17 protein-coding genes are annotated in these 21,347 nt (G+C 65.7%); 14 read left to right on the plus strand and 3 right to left on the minus strand.

Going from position 1 to position 21,347, the window contains the following annotated elements; all coding sequences use genetic code 11:
* Window positions 1–83: 83 nt before the first annotated feature.
* From HL666_RS10940 to HL666_RS10955, 4 genes are all read left to right on the plus strand, one after another.
* Window positions 84–926, plus strand: a complete 843-nt coding sequence (locus HL666_RS10940) for a shikimate dehydrogenase (RefSeq protein ID WP_172132337.1) — start codon at window positions 84–86, stop codon at window positions 924–926.
* A 108-nt stretch (window positions 927–1,034) separates the two neighbouring features.
* Window positions 1,035–2,384 carry a YARHG domain-containing protein gene (locus HL666_RS10945; protein WP_172181353.1) on the plus strand — a complete coding sequence of 450 codons (1,350 nt, stop codon included), beginning with the start codon at window positions 1,035–1,037 and terminating at the stop codon, window positions 2,382–2,384.
* Entirely contained in the window at window positions 2,381–3,172 is a 792-nt protein-coding gene (locus tag HL666_RS10950; protein ID WP_172181355.1) for a M15 family metallopeptidase, read from the plus strand. Before HL666_RS10945 ends, HL666_RS10950 begins: the two co-directional genes overlap by 4 nt.
* 226 nt (window positions 3,173–3,398) lie before the next feature.
* Window positions 3,399–3,959, plus strand: a complete 561-nt coding sequence (locus tag HL666_RS10955; RefSeq protein ID WP_246739903.1) for a hypothetical protein — start codon at window positions 3,399–3,401, stop codon at window positions 3,957–3,959.
* A 295-nt stretch (window positions 3,960–4,254) separates the two neighbouring features.
* Here HL666_RS10955 and HL666_RS10960 read toward each other — a convergent pair whose 3' ends face one another.
* Window positions 4,255–5,391 (minus strand): alpha-hydroxy acid oxidase, encoded by a 1,137-nt coding sequence (locus HL666_RS10960; RefSeq protein ID WP_172132340.1) that lies wholly within the window; start codon window positions 5,389–5,391, stop codon window positions 4,255–4,257.
* A 429-nt stretch (window positions 5,392–5,820) separates the two neighbouring features.
* Here HL666_RS10960 and glmM point away from each other — a divergent pair, with 429 nt between their 5' ends.
* From glmM to HL666_RS10980, 4 genes are all read left to right on the plus strand, one after another.
* A complete protein-coding gene (gene glmM / locus HL666_RS10965; RefSeq protein ID WP_172181357.1) occupies window positions 5,821–7,170 on the plus strand; it encodes a phosphoglucosamine mutase in 1,350 nt (449 codons plus the stop codon).
* A 360-nt stretch (window positions 7,171–7,530) separates the two neighbouring features.
* A complete protein-coding gene (locus HL666_RS10970; RefSeq protein WP_246739234.1) occupies window positions 7,531–8,373 on the plus strand; it encodes an outer membrane protein in 843 nt (280 codons plus the stop codon).
* Between the two features lie 187 nt (window positions 8,374–8,560).
* A complete protein-coding gene (locus HL666_RS10975) occupies window positions 8,561–9,388 on the plus strand; it encodes an outer membrane protein (protein ID WP_172181359.1) in 828 nt (275 codons plus the stop codon).
* Window positions 9,389–9,416: 28 nt separating this feature from the next.
* On the plus strand, window positions 9,417–9,872 hold the full coding sequence (locus HL666_RS10980; protein ID WP_172112362.1) for a GNAT family N-acetyltransferase: 456 nt from the start codon (window positions 9,417–9,419) through the stop codon (window positions 9,870–9,872).
* Here the strand turns inward: HL666_RS10980 and HL666_RS10985 are convergent, their stop codons facing one another.
* Together HL666_RS10985 and HL666_RS10990 are read right to left on the minus strand one after the other, a co-directional pair.
* Window positions 9,873–10,724, minus strand: coding sequence for an amidohydrolase family protein (locus HL666_RS10985; protein ID WP_172181361.1), 852 nt, complete (start codon window positions 10,722–10,724; stop codon window positions 9,873–9,875).
* Window positions 10,721–11,707, minus strand: coding sequence for an aldo/keto reductase (locus HL666_RS10990; protein ID WP_172181363.1), 987 nt, complete (start codon window positions 11,705–11,707; stop codon window positions 10,721–10,723). The genes HL666_RS10985 and HL666_RS10990 overlap by 4 nt, the downstream gene beginning before the upstream one ends.
* Window positions 11,708–11,818: 111 nt before the next feature.
* Here HL666_RS10990 and HL666_RS10995 point away from each other — a divergent pair, with 111 nt between their 5' ends.
* From HL666_RS10995 to ftsH, 6 genes are all read left to right on the plus strand, one after another.
* Window positions 11,819–12,109 carry a hypothetical protein gene (locus tag HL666_RS10995; protein WP_172181365.1) on the plus strand — a complete coding sequence of 97 codons (291 nt, stop codon included), beginning with the start codon at window positions 11,819–11,821 and terminating at the stop codon, window positions 12,107–12,109.
* A gap of 192 nt (window positions 12,110–12,301) precedes the next feature.
* Window positions 12,302–13,474, plus strand: a complete 1,173-nt coding sequence (locus tag HL666_RS11000) for a phosphoserine transaminase (RefSeq protein ID WP_172132343.1) — start codon at window positions 12,302–12,304, stop codon at window positions 13,472–13,474.
* A gap of 269 nt (window positions 13,475–13,743) precedes the next feature.
* Window positions 13,744–15,333 (plus strand): phosphoglycerate dehydrogenase, encoded by a 1,590-nt coding sequence (serA, locus tag HL666_RS11005; protein ID WP_172112358.1) that lies wholly within the window; start codon window positions 13,744–13,746, stop codon window positions 15,331–15,333.
* Between the two features lie 199 nt (window positions 15,334–15,532).
* Window positions 15,533–17,197: a mucoidy inhibitor MuiA family protein gene (locus HL666_RS11010; RefSeq protein ID WP_172181766.1), complete on the plus strand. Its 1,665-nt coding sequence runs from the start codon at window positions 15,533–15,535 to the stop codon at window positions 17,195–17,197.
* Between the two features lie 506 nt (window positions 17,198–17,703).
* Window positions 17,704–19,290: an ABC transporter substrate-binding protein gene (locus tag HL666_RS11015; RefSeq protein WP_172181367.1), complete on the plus strand. Its 1,587-nt coding sequence runs from the start codon at window positions 17,704–17,706 to the stop codon at window positions 19,288–19,290.
* A gap of 198 nt (window positions 19,291–19,488) precedes the next feature.
* Window positions 19,489–21,345 carry an ATP-dependent zinc metalloprotease FtsH gene (gene ftsH / locus HL666_RS11020; protein ID WP_172112356.1) on the plus strand — a complete coding sequence of 619 codons (1,857 nt, stop codon included), beginning with the start codon at window positions 19,489–19,491 and terminating at the stop codon, window positions 21,343–21,345.
* Window positions 21,346–21,347 lie beyond the last annotated feature (2 nt).

Genomic DNA, 21,347 nt, shown 5'->3' on the forward strand with positions numbered 1-21,347 from the left:
GACGCCCGCTGCACTCGCCCTCAAGGTGTCACCGTCGGGCTCCGAGCATTGACTCCGGCCGGAGCTTGTCCGATGTCACGGCCATGACCCTCGCCGCCAAACCCCGCGCCGCGTGCCTGATCGGCTGGCCTGCCGCGCATTCGCGCTCGCCCTTGATCCATCATCATTGGCTGCACCAGCTCGGGATCGCCGGCGGCTACACCATCGAAGCCGTGCCGCCGGAAGAACTGGCGGACTTCGTCGCCCATCTCGCCCGGCGGGGCTTCGTCGGCGCCAACGTCACCATCCCGCACAAGGAACGTGTGCTGGAGCTGTCCGAGCCGGACGCGCGCGCCCGCGCCGTCGGCGCTGCCAACACGCTGTGGTACGAGCACGGCATCCTGCGCGCGACCAACACCGACGTCGAAGGTTTCATCGGCAATCTCGATGCTGCCGCCCCCGGCTGGGACCGCACCGACGAGGCGCTGGTCCTCGGCTCCGGCGGCTCGGCCCGCGCCGTGGTGTTCGGACTGCTCGAACGCGGCATCGGCCGCGTTCACGTCATCAACCGCACCGCTGCGCGCGCCCAGGCGCTGGCCGATGAGTTCGGCAGGCGTGTTGCCGCCGAAGGCTGGGACCGCGTCGGCGCGCTGCTGCCGCGCGCCGGGCTGTTCGTCAACACCACCTCGCTCGGCATGCACGGCCAGCCGCCGCTCGCGCTCGACGTCGCGCTGCTGTCGCCGCATGCCGTGGTGGCCGACATCGTCTACGTCCCGCTGGAGACGCAACTGCTCGCGACCGCGCGGGCGAGGGGGCTCCGCACCGCGGACGGGCTCGGCATGCTCCTGCATCAGGCGGTGCGCGGCTTCGAATTGTGGTTCGGCCGCCGCCCGCAGGTGACGCCGGAGTTGCGCGCGCTGGTCGAGGCTGATCTCCGCAAGAGATAGCGGATGATGCGCCGTCCACGCTGGGCCCGCGATGCAATATCGCCGCAATGCCACAGTCGATTTGATCCGTTGGGCAAGCTAGAACGACGCCCGGATTGAGGACTGAGGATGATACGGTCGGCTGTTGGTATTTTGGTCTTCTTGTTGCTCTGCGTGGCGCCTTGCACCGCCGCCCCGCGCGTCGCGCTGGTGGTCGGCAATTCGGACTACCAAAGCGTCGGCAAGCTCGCCAATCCAGCCAATGATGCGCGCCTGGTCGCCGAGACGCTTCAACGTCTGGGCTTCACGCTCGTTGGTGGAGCGGCGCAGCTCGATCTCGACAAGCCGCGCTTCGACCAGGCGATCCAGGCCTACAGCAGGCAGCTCCTGGGCGCCGAGGTCGCCGTGTTCTACTACGCCGGTCACGGCATTCAGGTGCGCGGGACCAACTATCTGGTTCCAACGAGCGCCAATCCTGCCCGCGAAGCCGATGTCGATTTCATGATGGTCGATGTCGGGCTCGTCCTGCGGCAGATGGAAGCCGCCGGTACCAAGCTCAACATCGTGATCCTCGATGCCTGCCGCAACAATCCGTTCGGCGGACGTGGGCTGCGATCGAGTGATGGAGGTCTCGCGCAGATCCGCGCGCCCGAGGGGACGATCCTGTCCTATGCGACGCAGCCCGGCAATGTGGCGCTCGATGGCGACGACGGCCACAGCCCGTACACGCGCGCCCTGGTCGATGCCGTGCAGCGGCCGGGGCTGGACGTGCTGCAGGCGTTCAATCAGGTCGGCCTGACGGTGAAGAAGGCGACGGCCAGCGCGCAGCAGCCCTGGGTCGCCTCGTCGCCGATCGACGGCACGTTCTACTTCGCAGGACCAGCCGCCGGGCAGGCGACTGCGCCTGTCGCCGCAGCCGCGACCCCACCGCCGGTCCCGGCTCCCGCATTGGCCAGTGCGCCGCGTTCGGCCGAGTTCGTCTTTCCCGACTCCGACCAGCGCTTGCTGTCGGCCGCCGACCTGCAAGGACGGACGAAGGAGGAGCTGCGCATCGCCCGCAACGAGATCTTCGCGCGCCGCGGACGCCATTTTTCGTCACCCGAGCTCACGGCCTACTTCAGCAAATTCGCCTGGTATGTGCCGCGGACGTGGGACCCCGTGCTGAACCCGGTCGAGGCGGCCAATGTCGATCTTCTCGATCGCGCCGAAAATGGCGCGACGCAGCCGAGCGGTTTCCTGTTTGCCGACTCCGACCGCCGCCTGCTGACACCAGGCGAGCTGGCGCGGCTCTCCAAGGCCGAGCTGCGGCTGGCCAAGAACGAGATCTTTGCCCGGCGCGGACGGTTCTTCGACGCACCGGATCTCAAGGCGTATTTCGGCCGCTTCGCCTGGTACGCACCATCGACCTGGAATCCGATTTTGAACGGTGTCGAGGAGGCCAACGTCAAATTGATCGATCAGATGAGCAAGCGGCCGTGATCGGTCGCACCGCCTGCTGGCTCGCGCCGGTCTGCGTCGGCCTGCCATTGCTGACGGCTCCGGTTGCGCGTGCGGAGACGGCTGCCGATCTGCTCGACCGCCTCGTACAGGCCTATCCGCAGGCGCTGGCCGGCCATGATGGCGACGCCATCATCTGGCGCGACGGCACGCGCATGCCGGCCGGCAAGCTCGATCCGCAGCGGTCCTTCGACGACAGGCTGCGCAATGCCACCATTCTCGATCAGCTCAGCCAGCCCTATCCGCGCGGCCAGCCATCCACACCGGCCGTCAACGCCGACCCCGGCCGCTTCAGGAACGAGGCCTTGTTCAAGAAGATGTACGGCGACTGCAGCACGGGTGGCGTGACCAGAAACCTGGTCACGATCACCTGGCTGCCGAAGAGCTGGGGCAAGACCGTCAGCGTCACCCGCATCAACGGCGTGGCGGAACGGCTGAAGCGGATTTCCGCCGAGATCGATGAGCTCGACCCCAAGATCAGACGTGCCGCCTTTCCGATCGCCGGTGTTCTGTCCTGCCGGCCGGTGGCCGACACCGGCCGGATGAGCATGCACGGCTACGCCGCGGCGATCGATCTGAACCTGGACTATTCCGACTATTGGCTCTGGAGCGCAAAGAAGTCGTCACCCATTCCCTACAAGAATCGCTTTCCTCAGCAGATCGTCGACATCTTCGAGCGACACGGGTTCATCTGGGGCGGCAGGTGGTATCACTACGATACGATGCATTTCGAGTATCGGCCTGAGCTGCTGCCGCCTCAGGCGCGTTGAGCCCTGGTCCGCGCCGTTGAATGGACGCGGGAGAGAGCCCGCGTTCTCACAATGGCTTGAAAACGGAATAAGCAGCGCGAAGCGGCGTCTCAATCCACGTACGCTCGACGGGCCGCTTGCGACCTGAATGAGAGCCCAAGCCTAGAGCCTCGGAGTTTCCCGCATGTCTTTCCGTCTCGCCCTGATCCGTCCCGCTGTTGCACTCGCCATGGTTGCGACCACCTCCATGTTCGCGATCGCTCAGCTGGCCCCGGTGCCAACGCGGGTCCGTGGCGCCATCGAGAGTGTGGATGCCGATACGATGACGGTGAAGGCCCGCAGCGGCGAAATCTTCAAGCTGCGCATGGCCGGCGACCTGCGCGTGTCCGGTGTCGTCAAGGCTGACCTCTCCGACATCAAGCCGGGGTCGTTCATCGGAGCCACCACCGTGCCCGGCCCGGACGGCGCGCCGAAAGCGGTCGAGATCCATATCTTTCCCGAGGAGATGCGTGGCACCGGCGAAGGCTCGCGTCCGTGGGACCTGAAGCCGAACTCGAGCATGACCAACGCTACCGTGGCCGAAAGCTCGGTCTCGACCGATGGTCACACGCTGCTGGTCAAATACAAGGGCGGCGAGAAGCGGGTCGACATCACGCCGGAGACGCCGATCGTCACTTTTGTGCCAGGCGACAAGTCCGAGCTGAAGACGGGCGCCAAGGTGATCGCCACCGTCAAGCAGTTGCCTGACGGCGTGCTCGAAACCAGCCGCGTCAGTGTCGGCCGCGATGGGCTGACGCCGCCGATGTAGGAAGACGGTGCGCTCCCTCTCCCCGTTCTTCACGGGGAGAGGGTTGGGGTGAGGGGCAGCGGCGCGGGGGGTGCAGTTTTTCTTGCTGCGAACTGATCTTATGTTAGCTCGGCAATGATAGTCTATGCGCGCTCGATGCCTTCATCGACGCGAAGTCGCTGTGCCCGTCCGACGGACCACTATCTGAGCTTCTTCAGTGCCATGCCCCTCACCCGGATTGCTGCGCAATCCGACCTCTCCCCGCAAAGAGCGGGGAGAGGTTGCACCGTCCGCGCTGACGCCGCATCGGCTCCAACTAATCCGCCAGCACCTTGCGATCGATCTCGGCCACCGTATTGACGCCGCACAGACCCATCGTCGTCAGCAGCTCGTTGCGGATGATGTCGATGGCCTTGGCGACGCCGGCCTGGCCGCCGGCGCCGAGGCCGTAAGCGTAGGCGCGGCCGAGCATGCAGGATTTGGCGCCGAGCGCGAGCGCGCGCATCACGTCCTGGCCGGAGCGGATGCCGCCGTCGAACATGATCTCGATCTTGTCGCCGACGGCGTCCGCGATGCCGGGCAGCACGTGGATCGAGGACGGTGCGCCGTCGAGCTGGCGGCCGCCATGGTTCGACACCACCAGCGCCTGCGCGCCGGTCTCGACGGCGAGCTTGGCGTCCTCGATGTCATGGATGCCCTTGATGATCAGCTTGCCCGGCCAGATCGAGCGGATCCAGTCGACGTCCTTCCAGTTCAGCGAGGTGTCGAACTGCGCGGCGGTCCACGCCGAGAGCTTGGTGAGATCCTCGGTGTTCTTCACGTGGCCGGCGATGTTGCCGAAGGTGCGGCGCTTGCCCTGCAGCACGCCCTGCACCCAGGCCGGCCTGATGGCGAAGTCGAACAGCTTGGACAGCGTCCATTCCGGCGGCACGCTCATGCCGTTCTTGATGTCCTGGTGACGCTGGCCGATCACCTGCAGGTCGACCGTCAGGCACAGCGCAGTGCACTTCGCCGCGATGGCGCGCTCGACCAGCGCCTTGATGAAGCCGCGGTCCTTCATGACGTAGAGCTGGAACCAGAACGGCTTCTCGACGCTGCCGGCGATGTCCTCGATCGAGCAGATCGACATCGTGCTCTGGGTGAAGGGGATGCCGGCCGCTTGCGCCGCGCGGCAGGCGTGGATCTCGCCGTCGCCGTGCTGCATGCCCAAGAGGCCGACAGGCGCCAGGATCAGCGGCATCGACGAGGGCTCGCCGAGGATGGTGGTCGACAGGTCGCGTTTGGAGACGTCGACCAGGATGCGCTGGCGGAATTTGATCTTCTGCAGATCCTCGCGGTTGGCCCGCAAGGTCTCCTCGGCATAGGAGCCGCGGTCGGCGTAATCGAAGAACGCCTTGGGCACGCGGCGCTTGTGCAGCAGGCGCAGGTCTTCAATGCAGGTGATGTGCTTCATTGCAGTGTTCGGCTCCCCACCGACGTCTCGTTTCTTGAGCTGGCAGATCTTGGGCTGGCACGTCCTCTAGCATCTTTGCTTCGGCTGCCAAATCCACCTTGGAACGGCAGCCCACCCGCCGGATCGAAGGGCAGGGGCGCGATCGTGATACGGCTTGCCAGAAACTCGCATCCGGCTGGCCCCGTGTTTCCGCCTTGCGATCACGCGGGGGCGGCGCGGAGGCGTCCCGATCACCGGCGCCTGTTTCAGAAAAATTAGCCTTAACAGGAGGTTACCGGGGGAGGGGCAGTTTCCCGGTAATGATTCATCACATTTTTTGAAGCCAGGGCGGGTTTAACGGGACTATAACCCGCGGGCTGACCGGATGGGCCGTGCCGTGATTCGCGGGCCGCCGGTAACGAAATCCAGAAAGCCGTCGCTGGGGGTCAAATGAGCCGTAACTATTTCGGGACCGATGGGATTCGTGGCCGTGCCAACGGCCTGATCACGCCGGAACTCGCGCTCAAGGTGGGGCAGGCCGCAGGTCTTCTGTTCCAGCGGGGCGAGCACCGCCACCGGGTGGTGATCGGCAAGGACACGCGCCTGTCGGGCTACATGATCGAATACGCGATGGTAGCCGGCTTCACCTCCGTCGGCATGGACGTGCTGCTGGTCGGCCCGATGCCGACGCCGGCGGTCGCGATGCTCACCAAGTCGATGCGCGCCGATCTCGGGGTCATGATCTCGGCCTCGCACAATCTGTTCGAGGACAACGGCATCAAGCTGTTCGGGCCGCAGGGCTTCAAGCTGTCCGACGACGTCGAGAAGCAGATCGAGCAGCTGCTCGATGAGTCGCTCGACAAGAAGCTGGCGCAGAGCGCGAGCCTCGGCCGCGCCCGCCGCATCGACGGCGTGCACGACCGCTACATCGAATTCGCCAAGCGCACGCTGCCGCGCGATCTCTCGCTCGACGGCCTGCGCGTGGTGGTCGATTGCGCCAATGGCGCGGCCTACAAGGTCGTGCCCGAGGCGCTGTGGGAGCTCGGCGCGGACGTGATCTCGATCGGCGTCGAGCCGGACGGCTTCAACATCAACAAGGAGTGCGGCTCGACCTCGCCGGAAGCTCTTTGTCGAAAAGTTCGTGAAATGCGTGCCGACATCGGCATCGCGCTCGACGGCGACGCCGATCGCGTCATCCTGGTCGACGAGCGCGGCCACATCGTCGACGGCGACCAGCTGCTCGCGGTGATCGCGCAGAGCTGGAAGGAGGACGGCCGCCTGGCGCAGCCCGGCATCGTCGCGACCGTGATGTCCAACCTCGGCCTGGAGCGCTTCCTGCAGGGGCAGGGGCTCGAGCTGGTGCGCACGCCGGTCGGCGACCGCTACGTGCTCGAGCGCATGCTGGCCGACGGCTACAATCTCGGCGGCGAGCAGTCCGGCCACATCATCCTGTCGGACTACGCGACGACCGGCGACGGCTTCGTCGCAGCGCTTCAGGTGCTGGCCACGGTGCAGAAGCTGCGCCGTCCGGTCTCCGAGGTTTGCCACAAGTTTGATCCGCTGCCGCAGATCCTGAAGAACGTGCGCTATCGCAGCGGCAAGCCGCTCGATGCCGACGCGGTGAAGTCGGCGATCGACACCGGGCAGAAGCGTCTCAACGGCCATGGCCGCCTGCTCGTGCGCTCGTCAGGCACCGAGCCGGTCATCCGCGTGATGGGCGAGGGCGACGACCGCAATCTGGTCGAGGAGGTCGTCGACGAGATCGTTGCTGCCGTCGGCAACGCGGCTGCTGCGGCCTGATCATCGACTGATTGCTCAATCAGCAAGGCCTGTCATCCGAGGATGACGGGCCTTTCGTTTTGCGGCGGCGCTGGCCGCCGGGGAGCGTCGCGTGCGTGCGGCGACAGCTCGCGTCGCGTTTCTCGTTGCCGGAGAAGCAGGGCTGCGCGTGAACTAATCAGTTGCTGCCGCCGTGGCGGAACGAGCTAACCAATCGTTAGGACACCTTGCGTGGCCGTTAACGGTTCCCTCGCGCTCACGAAACGTCAACCTTAATTATTAGGGTTAAGCGCTGCTTAAGCATTTGGTGCGATTGTACAGCCGTCAGTTGTGATGTGGGGCCCATTTCCGAACGCCTCACCGGCCAAAGGGACGAAGCCAATGCGTAGCGTTATGTCTTTGATCGCCGCCGGAGCGGCCTCTCTGTTTTCAACTCTGGCCATTGCGGCCGACATGCCCATCATGCCTCCTCCGGTCTACGCGCCGCCCCCGGCGGCCGATTTCGGCGGCTGGTACCTGCGTGGCGACATCGGCTTCAGCAATCAGAAGGTCAAGGACGTTCACTACAGCCGCGAGTCGGCCTACACGCCGATGACCTCGTTCGAGCAGACCTCCGGATTCGACACCGCCGGCATCTACGGCGTCGGCGTCGGCTATCGCTTCAACAGCTGGTTCCGCGCCGACGTGACCGGCCAGTACCGCGGCAATTCGAACTTCAAGGGCACCGACCGCTTCAACGCAACCGCCGGCGGCGTGCCGTATAGCGGCATCGACAACTACACCGCCAGCAAGTCGGAATGGGTCGTCATGGCCAACGCCTATGTCGATCTCGGCACCTGGTGGTGCGTGACGCCGTTCATCGGCGCCGGCGTCGGTGGCTCGCGCGTGACGATTTCGAACTTCACCGACACCGGCATCAACAACCTGCCGTTCACGACCACGAGCTTCGCCACGGCGCCGACCTCGTCCAAGTGGAATTTCGCCTGGGCGGCCCATGCGGGTCTCGCCTACAACGTCAATCCGAACCTCGTGCTCGAACTGGCCTACAGCTATGTCGACCTCGGGCAGGGCCAGACCGGCGTGCTGTCGACCTATACCGGCACCACCACCGGCAACAACTTCAAATTCAAGGACATCACCTCGCACGACCTGAAGCTCGGCGTGCGCTGGAATTTCGACAATCCTCCGCCGCCGCCGATGCCGGCGCTGATCCGCAAGGGGTGAGGCGAGCAAACGTCATTCTGACTGAACGAACGGCGCGGGCTTCCCGCGCCGTTTCGCTTTTCCGACCGGTCCGATGAAGCGTACTCTCGCTGAAAGAATTGCCGGTAGCCGCGTTCCGGCAACGGATGATTAAGGTTAACGCGCGATGATCGCTCATCGAGAGTTCAGTGCTGATTGGAGCGTTACGATGCGTAGCCTGGTGGTGGCGGTTTCGGTGTGCGGCATGGTCTCGGCTGCCCAGGCCGCCGATTTGCCCGACCTTCCGATCCTGAGAGGTGGCCTGACCGAAGGCCTGAGCAATGCGCGGGTCAACTGGGACGGCTACTACGTCGGCGTCCAGGGCGGCTACGGCTCGTCCGACGAGAATTTCAACGGCTCGACCAAGAACATGACTGCGGCGGTGCTGGCCAATACGCTGATCGAGAGCGAGATGCAGGTGTCGTCCTGGAACACCAATCTCGGCAAGCAATCTTCACGATCCTCGGGCTTCGGCGCCTTCGTCGGCTACAACAGCCAGTGGGACGATGTCGTGCTCGGCGTCGAGGCGAGCTATCTGCATGGCAAGTTCGGCGGCAGTGCCTCGTCGAGCCGCTCGCTGGTCAGCAGCGCCGCGCTGTCGGACGGCAACTACCACAGCGTGACCTCGACCCAGACCTCGCAGATCTCGATCAAGGACATGGCGACCATCCGCGGCCGCGCCGGCTACGCGCTGGGCTGCTTCCTTCCCTATGCGTTCTTCGGCCTCGCGCTCGGCAACGCCGATCTCGGACAGACCGTGACCGTTCAGGACCGTGTCAGTGCCACCCAGCTCGGCACCTACACGGCGCTTACGCCGCTCAGCTCCAACAACATTCAGCACAACCACCTGATCTACGGCTATAGCGCCGGCCTCGGCGTCGACGTCAATCTGGTCGGGGGACTGTTTGCGCGCGCCGAGTACGAATATATCCGCTTCACCTCGACCGTCGACACCAGCATCAACACGGTGCGCGCCGGCGTCGGCTACAAGTTCTGAGCCCGTCGTCGCAACGATGGCAGCCCCCATGTCGATCACCATCCGGCCCGCGCGGCGCGAGGACGTCGGCGCCATCGTGGCGATGCTGGCCGACGATCATCTCGGCCGGGCGCGCGAGCGCGTCGAGGAGCCGCTGCCCGATACCTACTACGCGGCGTTCGACGCGATTGCGCGCGATGCGAACATCACCCTGGTGGTGGCCGCGGACGCGGGCAGGGTGGTCGGCTGTCTGCAATTGTGCATCCTGCCGGGCCTGAGCTCGCAAGGCGCGTCGCGGGCGCTGGTCGAGGACGTCCGCGTCGCGACCGACCGGCGCAGCCTGGGGATCGGCGAGCAGCTGCTGCAATGGGCCATTGCCGAGGCGCGCAGCCGCCGCTGCAATCTGGTCGAGCTGATGACGCACCAGAGCCGCACCGATGCGCAGCGCTTCTATGAGCGGCTCGGCTTTGCCAAGAGCCATTTCGGCATGGTGATGCGGTTCTGATCAGAGCCGCAGCCGATAGGCCGCAACGGCGTTCGGGCCGAAGGCCTTGTCGCCGATCTCAGGATCCAGCTGCGTCAGACAGCGCTCCAGTGCCTGCTTGATCTCGCGATATTCGCCCGCCAGAAGACAGACCGGCCAGTCCGAGCCGAAGATCAGCCGGTCGGCGCCGAAGCAGCGCGCCACATGCGCCACGTAGGGCTGCAGCCGCTCCGCGTCCCAATCGGTCCAGACGGCTTCCGTGGCCAGCCCCGATACCTTGCACCAGACATTGCCGCACGTCGCGAGCTCGGCGATGCGATCGGCCCAATCCTGGTCGACCCCCGTGGCGATCGGCGGCTTGGCGGCGTGGTCGAGGACGAAGCGCGCTTCTGGAAAGGCGCGCACCGTCGCGATCGTGGCCGGCAGCTCGCGCGTGCGCACCAGCAGGTCGTATGTCAGGTCGTGCGCGAAGATGCTCTCCAGCCCGCGTCTGACGTCGCCGCGATCAATCCACGTCGGATCCGCCTCGTCGTGAACCTGATGGCGCGCGCCGACCAGCTTTTCGCCACCCGGCAGCTCGCGCAGCCGGTCGATCGTCGATCCCACCGACGCATCGGTCAGATCGACCCAGCCGACGACGCCGGCAACGAACGGCGTGTCATGGGCGATGCGCAGAAACTCCTCGGTCTCGTCGAGCGACGACCGCGTCTGCACCAGGATGCTGGCATCGAGACCGTTCTCTGCCAACAGCGGGGCAAGGTCGGTGGGACCGAACGGGCGGCGGATTGGGGCCAGCGCGTCGCCCGCCATCCATGGATAATCGGCGCGTGAGGGATCCCAGAAATGCTGGTGAGCGTCGATGGCACGGCTCATGGAGCCTCTCCCGGCAGCGGCGCGCGCGCGTCGACCAGATTGCTGGCGCGGAGCGCGCGCCAGAACGCCGTGGGGATCACCGCTTCGGCCATCGCAAGGTTGTCGGCCGCCTCCTGCGCATTGCGGGCGCCCTGCAGGCCGACGGTCACGGCTGGATGGGCGAGGCAGAACTGGATGGCGGCCGCCTTGAGGTTGACGCCGTGCTCCTTACAGAGCGCGTCGAGCTGACGTGCACGCGACACCAGGGCGGCATCGGCGTCCTCGTAGTTGAACTTGGCGTGGCCATGCGGATTGGCGAGGATGCCGCTGTTGTAGATGCCGCCGAGCAGGATGGCGATGTTCTGCCTCTGGCAGACCGGGAACAGCGCGGTGAGCGCGCCCTGATCCAGCAGCGTGTAGCGGCCGGCGAGAAGGAAGCAGTCGACCGGAACGGCCTCGGCGAACCGCGCCAGCATCTCCGACTGGTTCATGCCGGCGCCGATCGCCTTGATGCTGCCGTCATCGCGCAGCCGTTGCAGCGCCCGGAAGGCGCCGGCCAGGGCTTCGTCATAGTGATCGTCGGGATCGTGCACCAGCAGGATGTCGATTCGATCGAGGCCGAGCCGGACCAGGCTCTCTTCGACCGAGCGCATCACGCCGTCATAGGAATAGTCGAACCGCGGGCGTAGCGGCGGCGTGCCCTTGTAATGCGGATCTTCCGCCGATGTGCTCGGATCCGGGCGCAACAGCCGGCCGACCTTGGTCGAGATCACGAAGCCGTCGCGCGGCTGCCGCCGCAGGAACGCACCGAGCCGCTGCTCGGCGAGGCCGAAGCCATACAGCGGCGCCGTGTCGAAAAAGCGTACGCCGCGCGACCAGGCCATCGCGATCGTCGCCTCGGCGTCGGCATCGCTGACCGGCTCGAACAGGCCGCCGAGCGGGGCCGTGCCGAGGCCAAGCCGTGTGACGTCAAGTGAGGACCTCCCGAGACGGACGCGATGCATTCTTCTATCCTTGTTGTTGGGCGCGTGCAGATCGCGTCATTGTGCATGAGCAGGTCGGACGACACAACGTCACGGCGTTGTGCGATACGGCATGGACGAGCAGGGGGGACGATGCCGGACATCAATCCACTGACGGCGCTCGGCGTCGTCGCGGCGACGGCGGCCACCGACGCGGTGTATGTCATGTTCACTTCGGCCGTCGTCGCGCGGCGGCGATTGCCGGCCGCGAATTGGAGCGCGATCTGGTACACGCTGTCGTCGTTCGCGGTGATCAGCTACACCGAGAACTGGATCTATGTGGCTTTCGCCGCCGTCGGCTCTTGGATCGGCGCCTACGGGTCGATGACGTTCCTGCACCGTCCGCCCGCGGGCCATGCACCGATCGGGTCGGCACCGGATTAGTTCGCGTCACGCGGCAGGGCATCGCCCGCTGACATTCGGGACAACTTCTCGAAGCGCAGTCGGCGCGCCATGTGCCAGCACGACTGCGTGAACGCGTGCGCGAAGTTCCTTGACGTGGAACGGCGCTTCCCTTAATCACCACGGCGGGACACCTCCCCCCAACGGGAGGCTTACTATCTGGAAGGATAGACGATGACTGCAGCGAAGCCCTCGCAGCGGCCTGCCGTGCCGCATTTCTCCTCCGGCCCCTGCGCCAAGCGCCCCGGATGGACCTCCGAAAATCTCAAGGACGCCCCGCTCGGCCGCTCGCATCGCGCGAAGGTCGGCAAAGCCAAGCTCAAGCAGGCGATCGAGCTGACGCGCGACGTGCTCGAAGTGCCGACCGACTACAAGATCGGTATCGTTCCGGCGTCCGACACCGGCGCGGTCGAGATGGCGCTGTGGTCGCTGCTCGGTGCGCGGCCCGTGACCACGATCGCCTGGGAATCCTTCGGCGAAGGCTGGGTCAGCGACATCGTCAAGGAGCTGAAGCTCAAGGACGTCACCAAGCTGCACGCCGGCTATGGCGAAATCCCGGATCTCTCGAAGGTCGACCCGGCCAGCGATGTCGTCTTCACCTGGAACGGCACCACGTCGGGCGTGCGCGTGCCGAATGCCGATTGGATCAGCGCGAGCCGCGAAGGCCTGACGATCTGCGACGCGACCTCGGCGGCGTTCGCGCAGCCGCTCGATTGGCCGAAGCTCGACGTCGTCACCTTCTCCTGGCAGAAGGCGCTCGGCGGCGAGGCCGCGCATGGCATGCTCATCCTGTCGCCACGGGCGGTGGAGCGGCTCGAGACCTACAAGCCGGCCTGGCCGCTGCCGAAGATCTTCCGCCTCACCAAGGGCGGCAAGCTCAATGCCGGCATCTTCGAAGGCGAGACCATCAACACGCCGTCGATGCTGTGCGTCGAGGACTATCTGGATGCGCTCACCTGGGGCAAGTCGATCGGCGGCCTCAAGGCCTTGATCGCGCGCGCCGACGCCAACACCAAGGTGCTGGCGGACTGGAAGGCGCGCACGCCCTGGATCGATTTCCTCGCCAAGGATCCGGCGATCCGCTCCAACACCTCGGTGTGCCTGAAGGTGGTCGATCCCGCGATCACAGCGCTGTCGGCCGATGCCCAGGCCGACTTCGCCAAGAAGCTGGTGTCGCTGGTCGAGAAGGAAAACGCCGGCTTCGACTTCGCGCATTATCGCGATGCGCCGGCCGGCCTGCGCATCTGGTGCGGCGCCACGGTGGAAGCGAGCGACGTCGCGCTGCTGACGCAGTGGATCGACTGGGCGTTTGCCGAAGCCAAGGCCACGCTGCCGAAGGCTGCCTGACACGCGCTTGGTCTCGTCGTCATTGCGAGCGCAGCGAAGCAATCCAGGGCGACACAGACAGTCTGGATCGCTTCGTCGCTTCGCTTCTCGCGGTGACGAAACTCAACTGCGTAGGGTGGGCAAAGGCGCGAAGCGCCGCGCCCACCGTCTATTTCACCTCACGCGAGAGAGCGGTGGGCGCGCTTCGCTTTGCCCACCCTTCAGGCTTTCCCCTTATCCCGGCGCCTTGCGCCGTGCCTCCGCCAGAGAGGCCGTGAAGGATCATCGTCATGTCAAAGCCCAAAGTTCTGATCTCCGATGCACTGTCGCCTGCGGCCGTACAGATCTTCAAAGACCGCGGAGTCGAGGTCGACTTCCAGCCCAATCTCGGTAAGGACAAGGACAAGCTCGCCGACATCATCGGCGACTATGACGGCCTGGCGATCCGGTCCGCCACCAAGGCCACGGCCAAGATCATCGAGCGCGCCAAGCGGCTCAAGGTGATCGGCCGCGCCGGCATCGGTGTCGACAATGTCGAGATCCCCGCGGCGACCGCCAAGGGCATCATCGTGATGAACACGCCGTTCGGCAATTCGATCACGACCGCCGAGCACGCGATCACGATGATGCTGTCGCTGGCCCGCGAGATCCCGCAGGCCGACGCCTCGACGCAGGCCGGCAAGTGGGAGAAGAACCGCTTCATGGGCGTCGAGATCACCGGCAAGACGCTCGGTGTGATCGGCTGCGGCAACATCGGCTCGATCGTCTGTGATCGCGCGCAGGGCCTGCGCATGAAGGTGATCGGCTTCGATCCGTTCCTCACCGAGGAGCGCGCCCGCGACCTCGGCGTCGAGAAGGTCGAGCTCGACGAGCTGCTGAAGCGCGCCGACTTCATCACGCTGCACACGCCGCTGACGGACAAGACCCGCAACATCATCGATGCCCAAGCAATCGCCAAGATGAAGCAGGGTGTGCGCATCATCAATTGCGCGCGCGGCGGCCTGGTGGACGAGCACGCACTGCTTGAGGCCCTCAACAGCAAGCATGTCGCGGGTGCCGCGCTCGACGTATTCGCCGAGGAACCTGCAACCAGCAATCCGCTGTTCGGCCATGCCGGCGTGATCTGCACGCCGCATCTCGGGGCTTCCACGACGGAAGCGCAGGAGAACGTCGCGCTGCAGATCGCCGAGCAGATGTCGGACTATCTGCTGACGGGCGCGATCTCCAACGCGATCAACTTTCCCTCTATCACGGCCGAGGAAGCACCGAAGCTGAAGCCGTTCATCGCGCTGGCCGAGAAGCTCGGCTCGTTCGCGGGTCAGCTCACCGAGAGCAGCATCACCAAGATCCAGATCACCTATGAGGGCCAGGTCGCGGAGATGAAGACCAAGGCGCTGACCTCGGCGGTGCTGGCCGGTCTGCTCAGGCCGATGCTGGGCGAGGTCAACGTCGTCTCGGCGCCGGTGATCGCCAAGGAGCGCGGCATGATCGTCGACGAGGTGCTGCGCGCCGGCGAGAGCGACTACGAGAGCCTGATCTCGGTCGCCGTCACCACGGGTCAGCAGGAGCGTGCCGTGTCCGGCACGGTCTATGCCGACGGCAAGCCGCGCCTGGTCGACATCAAGGGCATCCGCGTCGACGCCGAGTTCGGCAAGTCGATGATCTACGTCACCAACGAGGACAAGCCGGGCTTCATCGGCAAGTTCGCAAGCCTGCTCGGCGATGCCAAGATCAACATCGCGACCTTCCACCTCGGCCGCGTCGCGCCGGGCAGCGACGCGATCGCACTGGTCGAGGTCGACGGCGCGGTGCCGGCGGAGCTGCTCGCCAAGATCCAGGCCCTGCCGCAGGTCAAGCAGGCCAAGGCGCTGGCGTTCTGATCGCCGGAGGCTGTCCTAGTAGAGCCAGCGGGGCAGCACGGCAGCTTCTGCCGTGCTGCCTTTGTCATTTTCAGCGAAGTCGAATGATCATCTCCGCCGGACTCGTTTGAACCCGGCCAACTTTCCCTGCGTCTAACGCCCGATGAAGGACCGGCTGATCCGGTCTCGAGGGTGTTGGGCTGCGGAGAATGAGATGACCATGCGTAACAAGGGCCTGATTGCCACCGGTCTCGTCCTGGGCGCCGCGCTGACGGCTGTGCCCGGCCATGCTGCCAACCTCGACGCCACGTCCACGGTGGATGCGGTCACCGTCTATCCCGACGGTGCCACCGTGAGCCGGGTCATCTCGCTGGATCTTCCGGCCGGCGACTCTACGGCCGTTGCCAAGGATTTTCCGCTCGGGCTCGACGTCTCTTCGCTGCGGGTCGAGGGCGCGGCTGGAGCGAAGCTCGTGATCGGCACCGTCGATGCCAAGCCGCCGCGGGCGGCGCCCCCGGTCAATCTGCCCGAGATCGACAAGCGCATCGAGGCGCTGAAGGACGAGCGTGCCAATCTCGACGGCGCGATCGCCGCCGCGCTTGCGCGGAAGAAATTCGCCGAGCGGTTTGCGGAAGCCTCTCCCGCCGGCCTCGGCGAGAAGGGCGAGGCACGCCCCATCACGGAGTGGCGCAATGCATTTGCAGCCGTGGCCGAGGAGGTCGGTCAGGCCGACGCGGCCATTAGAGACGCCGAGCGCAAGCAGCGTGACATCGATCGCGAGATCGCGCGGTTGCAGGCCGATCGTGCGGCCAAGCCGCCGAGCAGGATGGAGGTTCAGATCGAGCTGTCGGCAGCGACGGCGACCAGGGCGACCCTGCGCGTGACCTACGCCGTGCGCAACGCCCGCTGGGTGCCACTCTACGATGCGCGTCTGGAGACGTCCGCCAAAGACCGCAAGCCCGCGCTGGAGCTGGTGCGTCGCGCCGAGATTCAGCAGACCACTGGCGAGGACTGGTCCGATGTCACGCTCTCGGTGTCGACGGTACGCACGGGCCGCGGCGGCAGCGCGCCGGAGTTGCGGACCGTGATCGCGCAGTATCCGCCGCCGCCGTCACCGCCGATGGCGCAACTCGGCACGTTGGCCGACAAGGCGCCGAGGCAGCGAAGCATGGAGTCATATGCGCCGGCTGCAGCCGCGCCCGAGCCAGCCAAGCGGGCGGAGGAGCGCGAGACCGCTGTTGAGATCGGTGCATACCAGACTGCCTTCCGTCTTCCTGGACGCGTCAGCATCGGCACCAATGATGGCGCCAAGAGCCTGCGTATCTCCACCGCGACGATCACCCCGGAGCTGATCATTCGCTCGGCGCCGGTGGCCGATCCCACTGCTTATCTCGAGGCGAGCTTCACACAAGGAGAGGACGCGCCGCTGCTGCCGGGCAAGGTGTCGATCTATCGCGACGGCCTGTTCGTCGGCAGCAGCAAATTGGCCGCCGCCGGCAAGGACGAGACCGTTCGCCTCGGCTTCGGGGCTGACGACAAGGTCAAGGTCGAGCGCACCGTGGTGAAGCGCAACGAAGGTTCGGCCGGCCTGATCGTGACGACGGCAAAGATCGACGAGCGCGCCTTCAAGACGACGGTTCGCAACGCGCACGATTTCCCGGTCAAGGTCGCGATCCAGGATCAGCTGCCGGTCAGCGAGAACGAGGAGATCACGGTCGAGATGCTGCCGGCGACCACGCCGCCGACATCGAGCAACGTGCGCGACCGCCGCGGCGTCACCGAGTGGATGCTCGATGCCAAGCCCGGCGAGACGAAAGAGCTCTCGTTTGCCTGGCGCGTCCGCTGGCCGAAGGACAAGACGGTGGTGATGAGCCCATCAGGTTAGCCGATCATGGGCGGATGGCCCGGTGTGCAGACATCCGCCCGCGTCACGCACCCCGATGATCGTCCTATCAACTTGAGATCGGGGCGCGGACATTGGTGGTATCAGGAGTTTCGGATCCTGCTCCGGCTTGCTCCGCCCGATCGACGCAGCTGAGGCCTGATTGCGTCAGCTCTGCCCTCATCCGAACTTAAAGTCGTCGTAGACGCCGGCCATGCCGTGTCTTCACCCGGACGCGGATGCAAGTAGCAAGCGGCGGCATTCGGAAGCTACGACTGCAGGATACGGGAAAAAGAGCTTTCGCGATCAAGCGGCCGTAGGAAAAAATGACCGGCTTGTCCCGATCTTCGGGCAGACCAAGCCGATTCTTTCCTGATGTTTCCGGCATTCCAGATCGTCATGGCGATATCCGAATTACCGCAGCCGCCGACCATCCCGGTTGGCCGCATGCTTGCGTCCGGTCTGTGCGCGTCGTTCGGCGGACAGGAACGGAGGCCTCAGTCTACAAGATGCAATTTTTGTCTCTCGCCTCGAGCATCGCGCGGCGCTCGCATGGCCCGGCGATTCTTGCTGCCGTCTTCCTGACGGGAAGTGCAAGTGGCGCCCTCTCGGCGGACAATGTGAATCTCGTCCGCGAGCTGGCCGGCCGTGTCGGCCCGATCGTCGGGTCGTCTCAAGCATGCACCAGCATCGCGACCCGTCGCGTGCAGGCGATCCTCACCAAGTTTCAGGAAGCGATCCGCGAAGCGTCGACCAATCCGAATGATCGCAACGAGCTTGCCCGCGAGTTCGAGCGAAACATCGCGGAAGGTCGTGCCGCGGTGAATGGCGGACGCGCCGACTGCCGACTGGTCGAGCGCCAGCTCGCCGATCTCGAGCGGAGCGTCAGTGCGCCGCCGCCGGGCCCGGCGACATCCGTTGCGCCGGCTGGAGCCAATGCGGCGATGAGCACGGCAAGACCGGCAGCGTCCGGCGAGGTGCGGGGCGTGACCGACCAGGAAATCCGCTTCGGCATGGTCATCCCCTATACGGGGAGCGCCAAGGAGAACGGACAGAGCTACAAGCGCGGCATCGAGGTCGCGTTCGCTCGGAGCAACGCCGCGGGCGGCGTCCATGGACGAATGCTCAAGCTGATTGCCGCCGATGACGGCTTCGAGCCATCGCGGACGCCAGAGGCGATGAAGCTGCTCTGGGACAGGGAGCGCGTGTTCGGCTTCCTCGGCAATCTCGGCACGCCGACGGCGGCGGTCGCCGTTCCGTTCGCGCTCGAGCGCCGCGTGCTGTTCTTCGCGCCTTTCACGGGCGGCAGCGTGGTGCGGCACGATCCTCCGGATCGCTACGTCTTCAACTACAGGCCGAGCTTCGTCGAAGAGGCCGACGCCGCGGTGCGCTATCTGCTGAAGATGCGCAAGATCAGGCCGAACCAGATCGCGGTGTTCGGGCAGAACGACGATCTGGGCGAGCAGGGCTTTGCGGGCGTCGCAAGGGCCTATCGCGCCGCCGGCCTCAACGATGCGTCGATCGTGCGTCTGGTCTATAACCGCAACTCGATCGACATGGACGAGGCGGTCGCGCAACTCAAGGCCCAGAAGGTGCCGATCAAGGCGATCGTCATGGTCGGGACAACGCGACCGGCGGCGAAATTCATCGAGAAGACACGCGATCTTTTTCCGGGCATGATCTACACCAACATGTCGATCGTCGGCGCCACCGCGCTGGCGCAAGAACTGATGCTGCTGGGGCCGCGCTTCACCGAGAACGTCATCGTCACGCAGGCGGTGCCGGCCGTGTCGGGCTATTCGAGCACCGTGCTCGAGTTCAAGGCGGCGCTGGCGCAGGCGTCTCCGGGCGAGGTCCCGGACTACATCTCGCTCGAAGGCTACGTCGCAGCCAACCTCCTGATCGATGCGCTGAAGCGTTGCGGGCCGCAACTCGACACGGAACGGCTGGTGGAGACGCTCGAGAGCACGCGCAATCTCGACATGGGACTTGGCGCCTCGCTCAACCTGAGCCGCGGCGATCACCAGGCGCTGCACAAGGTCTGGGGCACCCAGCTCGACAGGTCGGGATCGTACCAGTCGATCGATCTGGAATGAGGCTGGCGCCTACCGCGCGGCTTGAGAAGACGGCACGGAGCGGCATGCGGCCAGGTCGGATGCCGCTCCGGTCGTGTCGGGCGGACTTGATCCAGGACAAGCGTGTGAACAGCCTCGCTTGTTAAACGCAGTCGAGGCTCCATCGGCATCGATCATGGTCGGATGCCGACTCCTGGAGCGCTGCCACGAGTGCCCGACATGGAATCCGATCCGAACACCCGCAAGCAGGCCATTGCCGTCGGCTACATCTTCCTGGCCGGCGTCGGCATGCTGCTGCTGCAATGGCTGCTGACGACGTACAATACCGTCGAGACGATTCCCTACAGCCAGTTCGAGCAGATGGTCGACCAGGGCAAGATCGCCGAGGTCTCGGTCGGCCAGGACACCATCCAGGGCAAGTTCAAGGACAAGCAGGCAGACGGCAAGACCGCCTTCATCACGGCACGGGTCGATCCGCCGCTGGCCGAGAAGCTCGCGGCCAAGGGCGTCACGGTGACCGGTGTGCCGTCGGGCGGCGTGATCCAGACGCTGCTGTCCTGGGTCGTGCCGGCGCTGATGTTCTATCTGATCTGGGTGTTCCTCGGCCGCAAGGTCATGGACCGCCAGGGCTTCGGCGGGCTGATGTCGATCGGAAAGTCGCGCGCCAAGGTCTATGTCGAGACCGACACCAAGGTGACCTTCGCCGACGTCGCCGGCGTCGACGAAGCCAAGTTCGAGCTGCAGGAGGTCGTGCAGTTCCTCAAGGACCCGAAGAGTTATGGCCGGCTCGGCGCGCATGTGCCGAAGGGCATCCTGCTGGTCGGCCCTCCCGGCACCGGAAAGACGCTGCTGGCGCGCGCCGTCGCCGGCGAGGCGGGCGTTGCATTCTTTTCCATTTCCGGCTCCGAGTTCGTCGAGATGTTCGTCGGCGTCGGCGCCGCGCGGGTGCGCGATCTGTTCGAGCAGGCGCGCAAGGCCGCCCCCTGCATCATCTTCATCGACGAACTCGATGCGCTCGGCCGCAGCCGCTCAGCGGGGGCTCAGCTCGGCGGCTATGACGAGAAGGAGCAGACGCTCAATCAGTTGCTGGCGGAGCTCGATGGTTTCGATCCGAGCTCCGGCGTCATCCTGCTGGCCGCCACCAACCGGCCGGAGATTTTGGATCCCGCACTGCTGCGCGCCGGCCGCTTCGATCGCCAGGTGCTGGTCGACCGGCCCGACAGGAGCGGGCGCCTCGCGATCCTCAAGGTTCACGTCCGCAAGATCACGATGGCGGACAGCGTCGACCTCGACAAGGTCGCCGCGCTGACCGCGGGTTTCACCGGTGCCGACCTCGCCAACCTGATCAACGAGGCCGCGATCGCGGCGACGCGCCGCAAGGGCCACGAGGTGACGTTCGAAGACTTTACCACGGCGATCGAGCGCATCGTGGCCGGCATCGAAAAGAAGAGCCGCGTGCTGAGCCCGGCCGAGCGCCGCCGCGTCGCCTATCACGAGATGGGGCATGCGCTCGTCGCGGCCAATCTTGCAGGAGTCGATCCGGTGCAGAAGGTCTCGATCATTCCGCGCGGCGTCGGCGCCCTCGGCTATACGATGCAGCGGCCGACCGAGGATCGCTTCCTGCTCGCGGTCAGCGAGCTCAAGAACCGCATCGCGGTGCTGATGGGCGGGCGCGCATCCGAGCAGATCATCTTCGACGGCGACGTCTCGACGGGCGCGGCCGACGATCTGCAGCGCGCGACCGAGATCGCCATCGAGATGGTCACGAAATACGGCATGGACGCGACGCTCGGTCAGCGCACCTACGCGCCGCGTCCGCAAGTGTCGTTCCTGCAGCCGCAGGACCAGATCGTGTCGGCGGCCGAGGACACAGGTCGCGAAATTGATCTCGCCGTCCGCGACCTGATCGCCGAAGGCGGCGCCCGCGCCCGGGCGATTCTCGACGGCCATCGGCAGGATCTGGAGCGCGGCGTCGCGCTCTTGATCGCCAAGGAGACGCTGACGGCCGAGGAGTTCGCCCCGTTGCGCCCGGCCTCCGCTCCGGTCCCGTCCGGGGAGGTCGCCGTGCCGAGCTGATC

Source organism: Bradyrhizobium aeschynomenes (assembly GCF_013178945.1).
Taxonomy (GTDB): Bacteria; Pseudomonadota; Alphaproteobacteria; order Rhizobiales; family Xanthobacteraceae; genus Bradyrhizobium; species Bradyrhizobium aeschynomenes.

Bases quoted from the DNA above. Each gene is read 5' to 3' on its own strand.
- HL666_RS10970 (WP_246739234.1), top strand. From the start codon at position 7,531: ATGCGTAGCGTTATGTCTTTGATCGCCGCCGGAGCGGCCTCTCTGTTT.
- HL666_RS11015 (WP_172181367.1), top strand. From the start codon at position 17,704: ATGCAATTTTTGTCTCTCGCCTCGAGCATCGCGCGGCGCTCGCATGGC.
- serA (WP_172112358.1), top strand. From the start codon at position 13,744: ATGTCAAAGCCCAAAGTTCTGATCTCCGATGCACTGTCGCCTGCGGCC.
- glmM (WP_172181357.1), top strand. From the start codon at position 5,821: ATGAGCCGTAACTATTTCGGGACCGATGGGATTCGTGGCCGTGCCAAC.
- HL666_RS11000 (WP_172132343.1), top strand. From the start codon at position 12,302: ATGACTGCAGCGAAGCCCTCGCAGCGGCCTGCCGTGCCGCATTTCTCC.
- HL666_RS11010 (WP_172181766.1), top strand. From the start codon at position 15,533: ATGCGTAACAAGGGCCTGATTGCCACCGGTCTCGTCCTGGGCGCCGCG.
- ftsH (WP_172112356.1), top strand. From the start codon at position 19,489: ATGGAATCCGATCCGAACACCCGCAAGCAGGCCATTGCCGTCGGCTAC.
- HL666_RS10985 (WP_172181361.1), bottom strand. From the start codon at position 10,724: ATGAGCCGTGCCATCGACGCTCACCAGCATTTCTGGGATCCCTCACGC.
- HL666_RS10975 (WP_172181359.1), top strand. From the start codon at position 8,561: ATGCGTAGCCTGGTGGTGGCGGTTTCGGTGTGCGGCATGGTCTCGGCT.
- HL666_RS10980 (WP_172112362.1), top strand. From the start codon at position 9,417: ATGTCGATCACCATCCGGCCCGCGCGGCGCGAGGACGTCGGCGCCATC.
- HL666_RS10990 (WP_172181363.1), bottom strand. From the start codon at position 11,707: ATGCATCGCGTCCGTCTCGGGAGGTCCTCACTTGACGTCACACGGCTT.
- HL666_RS10940 (WP_172132337.1), top strand. From the start codon at position 84: ATGACCCTCGCCGCCAAACCCCGCGCCGCGTGCCTGATCGGCTGGCCT.
- HL666_RS10945 (WP_172181353.1), top strand. From the start codon at position 1,035: ATGATACGGTCGGCTGTTGGTATTTTGGTCTTCTTGTTGCTCTGCGTG.
- HL666_RS10960 (WP_172132340.1), bottom strand. From the start codon at position 5,391: ATGAAGCACATCACCTGCATTGAAGACCTGCGCCTGCTGCACAAGCGC.
- HL666_RS10955 (WP_246739903.1), top strand. From the start codon at position 3,399: ATGTTCGCGATCGCTCAGCTGGCCCCGGTGCCAACGCGGGTCCGTGGC.
- HL666_RS10995 (WP_172181365.1), top strand. From the start codon at position 11,819: ATGCCGGACATCAATCCACTGACGGCGCTCGGCGTCGTCGCGGCGACG.